This window comes from Cloacibacterium rupense, assembly GCF_014645495.1.
In the GTDB taxonomy this organism is placed as follows: Bacteria; Bacteroidota; Bacteroidia; order Flavobacteriales; family Weeksellaceae; genus Cloacibacterium; species Cloacibacterium rupense.
Map to the genome: position 1 here is coordinate 247,442 of NZ_BMLV01000006.1, position 12,862 is coordinate 260,303.

Annotated in this window: 8 protein-coding genes; all 8 read right to left on the bottom strand. The window is 33.2% G+C overall.

The features are described 5' to 3' along the window. Nucleotides 1–269: 269 nt before the first annotated feature. The 8 genes from IEW40_RS12970 to traM all read right to left on the bottom strand — a co-directional run bounded on the left by IEW40_RS12970 (nt 270) and on the right by traM (nt 12,830). Nucleotides 270–5,468 carry a helicase-like domain-containing protein gene (locus IEW40_RS12970; RefSeq protein WP_188618531.1) on the bottom strand — a complete coding sequence of 1,733 codons (5,199 nt, stop codon included), beginning with the start codon at nt 5,466–5,468 and terminating at the stop codon, nt 270–272. Next, nucleotides 5,461–6,138, bottom strand: a complete 678-nt coding sequence (locus tag IEW40_RS12975) for a hypothetical protein (RefSeq protein ID WP_188618532.1) — start codon at nt 6,136–6,138, stop codon at nt 5,461–5,463. The genes IEW40_RS12970 and IEW40_RS12975 overlap by 8 nt, the downstream gene beginning before the upstream one ends. A 69-nt stretch (nt 6,139–6,207) precedes the next feature. Continuing rightward, nucleotides 6,208–7,131 (bottom strand): DUF6449 domain-containing protein, encoded by a 924-nt coding sequence (locus IEW40_RS12980; RefSeq protein WP_229663455.1) that lies wholly within the window; start codon nt 7,129–7,131, stop codon nt 6,208–6,210. Nucleotides 7,132–7,167: 36 nt separating this feature from the next. After that, nucleotides 7,168–7,887, bottom strand: a complete 720-nt coding sequence (locus tag IEW40_RS12985; protein ID WP_188618533.1) for a hypothetical protein — start codon at nt 7,885–7,887, stop codon at nt 7,168–7,170. After that, nucleotides 7,877–8,716 (bottom strand): M23 family metallopeptidase, encoded by an 840-nt coding sequence (locus IEW40_RS12990; RefSeq protein ID WP_188618534.1) that lies wholly within the window; start codon nt 8,714–8,716, stop codon nt 7,877–7,879. Before IEW40_RS12990 ends, IEW40_RS12985 begins: the two co-directional genes overlap by 11 nt. Continuing rightward, nucleotides 8,717–10,708 (bottom strand): type IV secretion system DNA-binding domain-containing protein, encoded by a 1,992-nt coding sequence (locus IEW40_RS12995; protein WP_188618535.1) that lies wholly within the window; start codon nt 10,706–10,708, stop codon nt 8,717–8,719. It lies immediately after the preceding gene. 42 nt (nt 10,709–10,750) lie between these two features. Then, nucleotides 10,751–11,620 (bottom strand): DUF4138 domain-containing protein, encoded by an 870-nt coding sequence (locus tag IEW40_RS13000; protein ID WP_188618536.1) that lies wholly within the window; start codon nt 11,618–11,620, stop codon nt 10,751–10,753. A 4-nt stretch (nt 11,621–11,624) separates the two neighbouring features. Then, nucleotides 11,625–12,830: a conjugative transposon protein TraM gene (gene traM, locus IEW40_RS13005; protein ID WP_188618537.1), complete on the bottom strand. Its 1,206-nt coding sequence runs from the start codon at nt 12,828–12,830 to the stop codon at nt 11,625–11,627. Nucleotides 12,831–12,862 lie beyond the last annotated feature (32 nt).

A 12,862-nucleotide genomic window follows, 5' to 3' on the forward strand; every position in this document is an offset into this window, starting at 1 on the left:
ATAAGTTGATTTATTGTTTGCTGGGTTTCTGGGTTTGAGAAAAAATTATAGTAATCCGGTAGATTATTTGTAGTGAAAAACCCAATTATATTCTCAATGGTATTCTTTGATAGTCGTTTCAGATATTCAAGCAGCTCTTCCTTTTCGGAACTTGGATAAATATGACTAAATTCTAATCGTATATCTACTCTCATAATTATTTTGTGAAGAATTAAATATATACAAAACTAAAAATTCATTCTACACGAAACGAATATTTTTTACTTTCATTATCTCCTTCTTATTGTGGATGATACATTTTCCAAATCCTTATTCTCTCTTAAGCTTAATAATTTATCCGAAGAACTTTCAGCTTCAATATCAACAGTAGGCTTTACTTTTGTTGCATTCTTGTATTGAAAACGATTCTCAATGCCTCTTTCTCTCACATAATCCCGATTATCATTACTTTTCAACTGCATTTCCTTTTCTTCTCGGTACTTAGAAATCAATTCCTCTCGAACATTAGGCAAATCATCCAACTTTTTATCCAATTCTTCAATTTTATTTTCGGTTACTAATTTCTTGTTTTCAATTTCAGCAACATTGACTCCTTTTTGCAATAAATGCTCAATCTCCTCTTGAACTTTTTCTCTAGCTAAATCAATTGATTTCTGATAAAAAGGAAGTTGGTTTTTCCAATATTCTGCATTGTCTCCTTCCTCATTAGAATAACCAAGAATCCTATTATAATTATTTTGAGCTTTGGTGACTTCTTCTTGTACTTTCAAAAAATCCTGATGTTTTCTCAAAACAAAAGCAATATCAGCAAGGTGTTTATTTTTCTCGCTTTCAATTCTCTTTTTCATCAAATCAATTTCAATATTCGCTCTAGTTTCAGGATTGGTAATGATGGCAGTTTTTAGCTCTTGTGTACTGATGTCAGAAACATCTAAAACATCGGCTCCTTTTTTCATCGCTTCTAAATATCTTGCTTGTTTAGACTGTAACTTTTGAAGCATAAACACATCAATGCTATCATTAGTCAACATAAAATTAACCCGCACATTTTCGTTTTTATTTCCTTGTCTCCAAGCTCGTCCTTCCACTTGTCTTAGCGAAGTGAAATTATAAGGCAACGAAAGCATATAAATATCCGTCGTATTTTCTTGAAGATTCATTCCTTCCTGGATGGCTTCACTTCCAATAACCATCTTTATTTTTCCAGCATTAAAATCATTTTGAATAGAATTTCTTTGATTTTTATTCGTTGCTCCTGTGATAATTCCGATTTCTTCGGGTTTGTAACCAATTTCCTGAATAAGATATTCTTTGAGTTTTGGAAACTCTGTCACTGCCAATTCAGAATAAATTATTTGTCCAGATTCAGGAATGTCTTTTTTATTCTGCTGGATTAAATCCATCGTTTGCTTCAGTTTCGGAGAATTTTCTATAAATTCTTTTATTGAAGGATTTTCATCATCATAGTAAGGCGATAAATATGGAGAAATTGCAATCAAACGCGCGTTAAGAATATGGGTAAGAATTGCTCCTTTTTGAGTTTCATTAAAACTTTCATTGAGCAAATCGTATTGCTCTTTGGTTAAATCATTTTGCTCAATTTTATATTCTTTGTTAATTTTATTGGGGCGTTTTAATTCGGGATTGTCTTCTTCGCCTTTAATGTCAATAAATTCAGATAGAAGCTGCTGAAACAAAGAATTATTTTTAAACCTCCGAACATTCGCTTTAAATTTCACATCACCTTTAGCATCAATCTCCATATCATTATCCGCCTCCATAAAAGTCTCAAAGAAAGTATTTACATTGAAATATCCCGATTCTTCCAAACGTTTATTGGCAATTAAAGAAAGTATGGAATAATATTCCAAAGGTTTATTGGTAAAAGGCGTTGCAGAAAGGAGCGTAACATTTCTGCCATCGTTTCTGTCTTGAATATATTGTGCAGCCATCCAAGTATTGATTCCCAGTTTTGAAGTCTGTTGGTTTTGACTTCTAAAATCTGAAGCGAACCTGCGATCTTCTATCTTTACTTTTCCTACAATATGGTTGGCATTGTGAACTTCATCATAAGTGAGGTGGTCAAAACCGAAATCTTCCCAATCATAGATTTTACCACGCTTCATTTTTCCTTCTGTTTCTTTCACTTTTTCAAGTTCCTTTTGGAAATCTCTTTCACTGATGGAGTTTACACTTTTTAATTCGTTTTCAGAAATGTAGGAAAATTTTGAAGCTAGATTTTGGGTAATGTTTTCTGAAAAACCAATATTATTAAACCCCTCATAAGTCACGATGGTAATTTCTCCATCCTTATTATCAAATTTTGATAAATCGTAATCCTTTCCAAGATTGCCAAGAACATTCACTTTAGCATTCGGAATCGTTTCAAAAATGGTTTCCACCCATTGTTTCAAAATGCTGTCATTTGGAACTACAATCAGAGGTCTTCTCGCATTTCCTCTTTCCATTGCTTCATGCATTGAAAGAATACCAGACAACGTTTTCCCAAAGCCGACTTCATGTGCCAATAATCCAACTCCTTTTGTGGTTTGTCTCCCGATTCCTGCTTTTTGGACTTCGGTTAGTTTTAATTCTTTTCCTTTGAAATTTTGATGAATTTTTGAAAATAATGGAAATTGAGAATAATCAGGAACATGAATATTATTGTAATTTCTATTAAATTCTTTCACGAAACGATTCCTGATGTCATCTGAAAGCTCCTCCCGAACAAACTTATAAAACAAATCATTTGCAGCCGCTTTTCGCCTTTCTCTTACTAATGCATTTCTTTCTTTGTCGCTTCCTGTAACCGTTTCATTATCAACAAAACTTCGCACCTCCCAAGCTGAAGAACCCGCAAAAGCCTCACTAGATAAAGTCCCTACAAAATCTTTAAATTTCCATGCTAGATTGTAATTTTCTGTTACGGATTCTGTTTGTCTTGTATTTGGATTCCAACGGTCTTTCTCTATTGTTCCTAAATCGAATTGGTGGACAAACTCGTGATTAGGACTGATGAAAATTTCATCTAAAGATTTTGGCTTGGGTAGAACGCTTTCTAATAATGCTTTTTGTTTTTCATATTGACTGGCAGTGGCAGTTCCAGTTTTATCATTACTAGAAAAAGAGGAAGCTGAACTTCGGTTGAAATCAATTTCTAACTGTTCTAATTTTTTATAAATATTTCCTTCAGCATAATAAAAATCATGAACCCAATTTCCATCAATATAGTTCGCAAACTGAGAATGTTTTTCGTGATTATTAAGCGTTCCATCATAAGAAGTATCTCTGAAGGCTTCAATTTGTTCTTTGGTAATATCTGAACTGTTTTGTAAAGAAGTATTGACAATTTCATCTTGTTTAGAAAACTGATATTTTAGAATTCCTTTCTTGAGTTCAGGTTTGGTTTGAATTTTATATTCGTTCTGATTTTTGGTGTTGTGAATAGAAATTATCCTGTCACTTTTTTCAATGAGTTCTTTTAAATTCTCCTCTGAAAACGATGTTGGTTTTGTGATTAAATCTTCACGAAGCTTTTCATACTTTCTTATCTCTGAAATAATTGTAGGAGATTTAAATTTGATGGTATTGAGTTGAGAAAGTACCGTTTCAACTTTATCTTTAGCTTCGGTTAAGTCGAGCTCTTTTTCAATAGTTTGGTTTTCATCTTTCGTTCCAGTTTCAATTTTTGCATCAACTTTCTTTTCAATTTCTAGTTCAGAATTTTCTAAAAATAAATCTTCAAAAAGATTTCCAATTCTTGCGGTTTCTTTTTTGTTTTTAAACTGTTGAATTTTTGATAGTGCTTCTTCTAAACTTCCGTGAACATAGTTTTCTAAACGTCCAAAACGATTGGTTTTTTCTCGTGTTTCTCCTAAAATTTTTGAAGGATTCACTTCAAAGTATTTGGAAATATCTGTAGAAATTTTATGATTGCTTTTTTTGAGAATAATAATGTCCGTTCCAATTTGTGTTCCTGCAAAAGCTCCGTTTGGCAAACGAAAACCTTCCACGATATTTGCGTTATGCAGATTCATTTGTCGGTTCAGCCAACCAGAAGGAAGCACCATTGCCAAAACTCCATTGGGTTTTAAAGAATCCAAAGATCGTTTTAGAAAATAATCTTCGTATTTGGAGATTTTCGGTTCTTCGCCCAAACCTTTGTACAAGCCACGATGTTCGCCATAAGGTGGATTTCCGATGACTAAATCATACAGTAAATATTCATCTTTTTTATTTCCTTTTTCATCAATAAATTCGGTTTCAAATGAACGTAGATGAATGTCGGCTTCAGGATGTAGGATTTTTGCAATTTTTGCGGTGGTTTCGTTGATTTCAAATGCCGTAATAATTGATTTTAGTGCTAAATCTTTTGTCGCATAAAGAAAATTACCTGTTCCCACGCTTGGTTCTAAAACCGAAATTTCTACTTTATTTTGTAACTGGTCTTTGATTAGATTACGAACGGCATTTACAATTGTAGAATCTGTGTAATATTCATCTAAAATTCCACGACCTTCTTTTGATATTCCGCCACTTTTGTATTGATTGCAAATTTCTTTTAAATCATCAGTAATATTGAGATTTTCTTTCAGAAAAACTTTCTGATTGTTAGAAACAAAACAAGCTGCAGAAACGACTTCTGCAACTTGTTCATTGGTCAGTTTTTGACCTTTATATTTTGAAATGAGTAAGTCTAATTCCTCATGATTTGTAGAATTTAATTTTTCTCTATCGGATACAGTTCTCCTGGATACGATTCCGCCCAAGGAATGTTCTGCTCTCTCATTTTTTTCATCATCATTCTGTTGTGGATGGTCATCGAATCTTCTTTCTCGTTCTCTGTCTCCGACCAAATGCTTCCAGATTGTGTCTGCAAGTCCATTTCCAGCATCGTTGCTGCCCAATTTTTGTCCGCTTGTGTGATTTCCGTTTTGCTCGGATTGGCTGTTTTCGCCAAATTCTCCAATATTTCTTCCAGTAGATTCGGGTCCCAAGTGCTCAACGTTGGAAATTCCTTCGGATCGAGTTCTGTCTTTTTCATTCTGTGCATTTTTTGATTCAACTAAAGTAACATTTTTATCTTTATTTTGAAGTTTATTTTTTAAATATTCTTCCAAATTATGGTTGACATTTTCAGAAATGTTGTACAGTGCTCGAATGTCTTTAATATTTTTGTTTCTAAATTCCGTAAGAATTTTAAGTGTTTGCATATTTCCTGTTCTATCTCCCTCCAAACAAAGAAATATTTTACCATCATAGTTTTGAAATCTGTTGATCAATCTTTTGGAATTTTCATCGGCATTGAGTGTTACCAGAGTTCTGTTGTTAGTTTGATTATTCAACTTCAAAAGTTCCAAAAACGATTCTTTGTCTTTATGATTTTTAAAGACAATCAATTCATTTTTAGTTCCTTCCTCAACGGAAATATCCTCAACAAAAGGACTCAAAGTTTCTTTATTACTCACTTTTTCTGTTTTTCACAAAATGGTTAAATTCAAAAATTTCTTTAGCGGTGTCGTCCCAATTTTTTCGGGGAATTAATTGAAGGGTTACAAAAATGTCCTTCTTTTTATCGTAGGAATCTATTCTTTCGATTCTACCATGATAATCTTTCCCAACTTCTTTATATAGGGAATAAAGCAGAATAGTATCCGTAGGATAAATGTAATATCGAGTATAATTCCAAGGCGAATTAATTTCAAAGCGTTTGTAATTCTTTTTGAAAAGTATGGTATCGCTTAATTTCCTGCGGTTTCTGTAATTGAGAAGAGGCTTTTTTGTAAAAACAGCTCCCAAAGTTTTGGTATAAACCGAAGTCGGTTTTTGAATTTTTTGTAGCTCTGATAAAACGAATGAAGTATTATTATTCAAATCGTAAAAAATAGAATCCTTGATGAAATAAGTTGCTTTCGTCATTTCTGGAAATTCTAAATCAGGAACCAATTCGATGATGGAATCATTCTGATAATTCAGCCTAGAAATGTGAAAATTCTGCATCTTATTAAGACCTTTGGAAGCATCAAAATACACATTGGAAATGAGGTCGATGCCGCCTTTTTCTGCCTTGATTTCTTTGTGACAAGAATTCAAAACAAAAAGCAGAATAAAAAATGGTAGTATTAAAAAATTTTTCATTTTTGATAGATTAAAAAAAGCGGCAAATCATTAAGACCTACCGCTTTCAGATTAGGGTCAGGTATTATTTTATCGTTTAATGCTTTGCTCTTTCACGTTATTTTTTTCGTGCTTATTATCTTGTTCCAAACCTTCCAACGGTTTGTTGGTATTGATTCGGTTCATATCAGAATCATAGAGTTTGAGATTTCTGTTTTGAGGATTAAGGACGGCTTTTCCTTCTACAATCTTATCATCTTGCTCAAATTTCACTTTTACAATGTTTCCTTTTTCTAAAGATTTGATGGTGTTTTCTTTGTATTCGGGTTTATCAAAAATAAGATTGGATTTTTCTACAATTTTATCGGTTTCCACACCGTAATTTTTATAGAAATTTTGGAACAGATAATTGCCTTTTTCTGTTTTCGGTTCTTCAAAATTGAACTGGACAAAAGCGGTTTCCTGCTGGTCGCTTTTCGGGTTGTGAAATTCGATTTTTACGCTCCTACCTTCTAAAAGATTGACGGCTTCTTTTGCCGTAAAGGTATTCTCTCGGTTGACTGGAAAATTGTGAGAAATTTCTTCATTTTTTTCGTTCGTCAATTTTGCGTTGTACGAATTGAGAAAAATACCACCGCTATCTGTTTTGTTAAATTTCAAAGTAAAATCTGCCTTGTTTCCTGGCAAGGTTTTATCGGAAGTGGTTTTGATTTCAAATTGTTGATTTTTAGATTTGATAACTTTTTCTAAATCTTTGTGAAGTTTTTCTCCTTCGCCGAAACCAAGGTATTTTAACTGATTTTTTAGATATTCCACTTGGTCGAATTCTTTTTGTGTTTCCATAATGTTTGGGGTTTGGTTGTTAATATTTAATTTTTCGTCTTTTTCTTTAAAGTCATCTGGTGAAAACAGATCGTCAAACTTTAGATTGTTTTCTTCCCAATCTAGTTGCTGGGAACTCTTCTGATTTTTACTATCCGCTTCTTCAAATCGGAATGATTCACTGTTCATCATATTTTTATAGTTGGTTTAAAAGAAATTTAAATTGATTTATCTCCTAAATTTTCGTGATTTTTCTTGTTCTTCAGACTGTTCTTCTTGCTCCTCTCGATTTCGATTGGCATCTTCGTATAGATCTCTGTCATTCACATTCAATTGAACATCAGAATTATTTTCTTTTGCAATTTGTTTTTCGTCTGGCGCAATGCTGTTCACAGAATCAATTTCTCGTGAAACAATATTCAGGTCGTTTGTAATTCTCATGGCGATTTCTGGATATTGTTCTAATTTGTCCTGTAAAAAACTTTTTAGTTTTTCAAGTTCCAATCTATATCGATCGATTTCTTCCGGATTTTTTCTTTCCGTAACGAGTTTGGTAAGTTCAGGAGCATTCTTGATAAAATCTAGTTCCTTTATCGTATTTGTTTCTTTGTCAAAAACAAATGCCTGTTTTGAAAAACCCAATTGAGCAGAATGCCGATTGTCATTAAAATTGTATTGTGCGCTTGTTTCAGAATACTGGATTTTTTCTTTACTTTTTTCCAAAATTTCTGACATGCTTTTGTCTCTTTCCAAAAAGATGACTTTCAGTTTCGTATTATTTTCAGTGAGTTGGAAGGTAGCTCTGTTTTTATCTTTGTCCGCAACGATAGTATATCCTTGTAGGAATTTCTGAATATCATCCGCATTCAGCTTTTTTGAGAATGATAAATCTTCATTGATAATACCGAATTTCTTAAGTTCTTCGGTTGGTAAATTTTCATTTTGCATAATAGGTAGCGATTAATTGGTTTACTTTTATAAGGTCATTTAAAAAATGAGTGGGGTTGATACTTTGTCCGAATTCTTTCACGGAAAAGTGCAGATGCGGTCCAGTTGAATTTCCTGAATTTCCGCTTTTGGCGATGATGAATCCCGCTTTTACAAACTCTCCGACACGATAATAAATTTCAGAAAGATGGAGATAAGCCGTTTCAAAACGGTTAAAGTGATTGATTTTGATATAATTTCCACCACCATTATTATCCCAGCCTGTTTCCGTAACTATTCCGTCCAGAACCGAATAGACATTTTCGTAATTCGCAGCCAAATCAATTCCGTTATGAAATTTAGATGCTCCGAAAATCGGGTGAGTCCTTATTCCATAAGGTGATGTAACAGAAATTCCTCTATTCAATGGCATTACAATTTTTGAAAAATTCTTCTCTCTTGGTTCGTTTACAAATTCATATTGCAAAAATTTGTTTTTACTGCTTTGAATTTGGTCGAGCATTTTAGTTTGAGTAACTAAAATCAAGGAATCCTGTAATTTTTGCCTATTCCATTTTTTGTTGTTGGCGGATGAATTTTCTTTAATTATTGCTTTCAGGGAGTCCAGTTCATTTTTTAGTTTGGCTTTTGAGGTAATGTTAAATACATCCTTCCACGATTTTTTCTCTTTTTTTGGCTTCGGATTGTCCGTTTCTTTTACTTGTTCTATTGCTTTTGCAGATTCCGTTTTCTTCGGCAGTGTCGGTGTCAGTGTATTGAATTGCCCGAAAAGTGTTATCTGAAAAGACAATATTAACACTGCTATAAAACATTTTTCTATGGTTTTCATTTATGCTGTTTTTATATTTTCATTGACGATGAGTTCTATTTCCTTATTGATTTTTCTGAAATTGGTCATCAGAACTTCTTCTTTGCGATTGTTTCCAGCTTTATCTATAAATGAATAGTAAACTGGCATCGGAACGTAGTTTTGTTCTTCTTGCTTAATGGCTTTCATATCCAAGTTGATTTTTCCATTAATTGCTGATGTTTTGTATTCATCGGTATCATTTTCTTCTCCCTGCGCTATCATTCCTGCCATTTCTCCAGTTCTTAATGCGGCTATCTTTCCCGCAGGAATCATAAAATCCATCTTTTCGTTAATGCTGGTTGTGGTTCCTTGTTGTGAAATGGATTGAGAAAACGATTTCTGCTTGATTTTTCCGAATAATTTTTCAAGCCATTCTAAGGTATTCTTATCTCTTGCTGAACCAGAAAGAATATTCCCAAAGATGGCAGAAATAGTATCTGCGACTTCTTTTTTATAAAACTGGCGAAGTTGTGGTATTTCTTGCAATCCTAATAATACTGCAACTCTGTTGCTTCTTGCTGTTGCCACCACGTTATCAATTTTATGAATGTAAATGGTTGGAAACTCATCGGCGATAATTCCACCAGGCAAATTATGTTTTGAATTCACCAAGCGTAACGTTCTGTTCAGAACAGCAGAATATAACGCTGAATTAATATCCTGAGTTCCTGGATCGGATGCGAGAATGAGAATGGATGGATTTTCTCTGTCTGTTATCTTCAATTCTACTTCATCGCCAGAGAATACCCAAAAACTTTCTTTTGTTGCCAATCTAGAAAGGAATATTTTTAATGTTCCTATTTGTCCTTCCAATTGGTCAAATGCTTTATTGTCATACGCTGTTTTGAAGGGTGAAAGCAAGGAACCAATCTCTTCATTCTTAAATAATGAATCAAAAATTTCTTGATAGCTACGATTCATAAAAGAAAGAATATGGGGCAAATCTGAATATTTTCCGTTTTCTAGCTTTGCAAAAAAGTAAATGCAGGAAGCCAGAAAATTAATAGCTGATTGGGTGAAAAATGCTTCTGAACCACCTCCAGAACTTGAACCACCTTTTTGCAAAGATGACACCATTGATTCTGCCATTTCTTGTGCTTCGGCTAAGGTTTGGATGTACTTTTTGTGAAATGGATTGACTCTCTTTGATTTTTCTACCTCGTTCAGATTAATAATACTAAAACTATAGTTATAATCTGATTCTTTACTTTTTTTCAACAGATAATGGTAATATGCAATCTGTGCCAAATCGGGAAATTTAAAATCATAAATGCAAAGGCAGAAACCTTTCTCAATCATTTGACGGATAGCAGGATTAATGACTCCGAAGGATTTTCCAGAACCAGGTGTTCCAATCACCATTGTTCCACGAAAAAGATTCAGATTAATCCAGCCTTTATTGCTTTTTCCTTTGTATCTGAATAAATAAGGAATATTGATATTAGTGTCTGACTTTATCAGTTCCTGATTTTGGTCAAAAGATTCTTCTTCTACATTCCATCGGTCTTTTCCCATTTTTTGCTGCATCAGTTTTGAAATAGAATCAGCCCCCATTTGAAGTATAACCGCTCCTAAAAAAGAAAGAACAGCATAAATTACCTGATAGAGATTAACGCCTGGAAATATTTTGGGGAGTTTTACATTTCCTGCTTCATTCTGCACAATCAGAGATGAAAAAATCATGATTAATCCTAATACCATAGGAACCACAATCTCTGTAGCAATATTTAAGTCTTTCTTTTTCTTGGCTTTTGTCCCAATTGCTACTAATCCTATCAAAATCAATGTTGCAAACTTGGCATTAATCGGAGGATAAATGAAATTCATTTTTGCGAAATTCTTCAATAAATTGGATACAACTGGAATATTCGCATTGAGATAAAAAAGTGATGCGCAATCTAGTGCCACAACCGCATACACTGCTTTTTGTAAGAAACCGTAAATCTTGATTTGATGTTGTTGCTCTTGCATTTCTTGAATTAAAAAATTAAAAAATTGGAAGAGGCACTGCCTCTAGAATGTGTCGGCTTTAAGAATATCTGAATAGTTCACTTTCATTTCTATGGTTCTTCCTGAGAGTTGTTCTTCAATCAATCGTATCATCATTACTTTACTATTCGGGAAGGTGAATTTTTTGAATACATAAATATTCCTGAAATTTTTACGGAAGTGTTTTTGTGGATTCAGTTGAAAAATGGGAATCATCTCAATACTCTGATTGTTGGTGGCTTTATATATTTTTTTGTCTTCTATGGAAAATTTCAAGTCTTCAATATCATAACTCAGATTTGAATTGTTCTTAAAAGTCATATCCAAAAAAATATAATCACTCATCACATATACATTGTTGATCTGCATACTGAGTTGTAGATTTTCTTTTTCTCTGATTGGATGTTCTTCCGATTTTTTACGAATAATGTCCATTGCAAACTTTCTCAATTCAAGATTGGAGAAAACCATTTTATCCAACTCGATGGGTTGCATATTTTCGGGCTGAATATGAATATTGGTAACCGTATTCAAGTTTTCGGAATTTCTGTAAATGGCTTTGTACTGGGCGATGAAGGATTGTCCTACTACCGTTATAATTCCAACAGTATCTCTGCTGGAAAATACAACAGGCTTTATTATTTTTTCTTTTTGGTTAATGTCAGGATTGTCAGTAATTTTAATTCTGGCAATATTGGTAGTTGGCAAATCTCCTGTAAGTTTTTGAGTGGATAAATCAACGTACTGAATCGGTTCTGGTGAAATAATGTGTAAATTAATTCCTTCAGTAATTTCTATTTCGGGTAAATCCGAAATGATTTGTTCTTTGGTTGCCGTTTGTGCGGTTAAAAATTGAGCTGTACATAGTAAAAGGCTGTATAATAATATTTTCATTATTTTATTTTTTTTGTTGGTTTTGTGAATCTTTGAGCTGTTTTTCGTCAATCAGGAATACATAAGAATTGTATTTCAATTTGGCTTTATTGGTTTTAATTAGGTTGGCAATGGATTTGGAAGTGGATGTAAATAATTTAGAACCGAGACTGGTAAAAAACCCTTGTCCACCCATATCCATTTGAGTTCCCTGTACAGAATTACTTCCCATTTCTCTTATCATATCTCTGAAAACACTTTGAGGTACATACAATCCTTTCATTCCGTCCACATCATAGATAGAAAGATTAACAGGGAAAATTTCACCTTTCGTGAATACAGATACAATTGTAAGATCAACTCTTTGCATTGAAAATCCTGAAATTTGACCATATAAAATTGAGCCTTTGCTTATTTTCTTGTTGCTTACGAAGATGTCTTCTAACAATCGAAATCGGATTCTGCTTCCAAGAAAACCTTTATTATTTTCATCTATCACGGCTTTGATAAAGCTGTTTTCTTTTTCCTTATAAAAAGCATTGAAATCTTTATTAATTCCAGATTTACTGACATTGAATGTCGAATTAAGAAACTCGTCCATTTTTTCTTTACTGGCTTTAAGTCTCTGTTCAGCTGCTAGTTTGCTTTGATACTCTGGGTCTCGTGCTTTTTCTAAAGAATCCATGACCAGCATTTGCTGTTTCAGATATTTTACAGGATCTTGTGGCTCATTTTTAGATGGAGCTTTCGGACTTTCTGAATCATATCCATTTTCTTCCTTTCCGTAAGATTTATCGTTGAGCATTCTGATAATATCAGAAGATCTTTTGTAATCTTTATCCTCATTTTGCTGATTAGGATGATAATAAGAAGACGGATTCGTTTTTTTCTGATATTGGTTTTGTCTCGAAGAAACGGCTTTTAATGAATCAATTTTTCTTTTCTGTGCTATTGACAATTGATCATCGTAGTTGTATAAACTGTCCTCTTCTTTATCCAGACCTTCCAACATGGTTCTGTTGTCGTCTTTTTTGAAAAAAGCATCATACGCATCATTCTTCGTCATAATAGAATCCTGCGTTTCACCGAGTGAAAGAGATAATTCTTTCGGTTGGTCTTTTGGTTTGTCCTCTTTGGTAAACTGTGCACCTACATAGACAAATAGCAATAAAAATGGTAATGCTAATAGAGGCAAAACATATTTTTTCTGTTTAAAATCTAGTTTTTTCATTGAGTTTTTATTTTAGATAAATTGCCTCTGGT

Bases quoted from the DNA above. Each gene is read 5' to 3' on its own strand.
- IEW40_RS12975 (WP_188618532.1), bottom strand. From the start codon at position 6,138: ATGAAAAATTTTTTAATACTACCATTTTTTATTCTGCTTTTTGTTTTG.
- IEW40_RS12980 (WP_229663455.1), bottom strand. From the start codon at position 7,131: ATGATGAACAGTGAATCATTCCGATTTGAAGAAGCGGATAGTAAAAAT.
- IEW40_RS12985 (WP_188618533.1), bottom strand. From the start codon at position 7,887: ATGCAAAATGAAAATTTACCAACCGAAGAACTTAAGAAATTCGGTATT.
- IEW40_RS12990 (WP_188618534.1), bottom strand. From the start codon at position 8,716: ATGAAAACCATAGAAAAATGTTTTATAGCAGTGTTAATATTGTCTTTT.
- IEW40_RS12995 (WP_188618535.1), bottom strand. From the start codon at position 10,708: ATGCAAGAGCAACAACATCAAATCAAGATTTACGGTTTCTTACAAAAA.
- IEW40_RS13000 (WP_188618536.1), bottom strand. From the start codon at position 11,620: ATGAAAATATTATTATACAGCCTTTTACTATGTACAGCTCAATTTTTA.
- traM (WP_188618537.1), bottom strand. From the start codon at position 12,830: ATGAAAAAACTAGATTTTAAACAGAAAAAATATGTTTTGCCTCTATTA.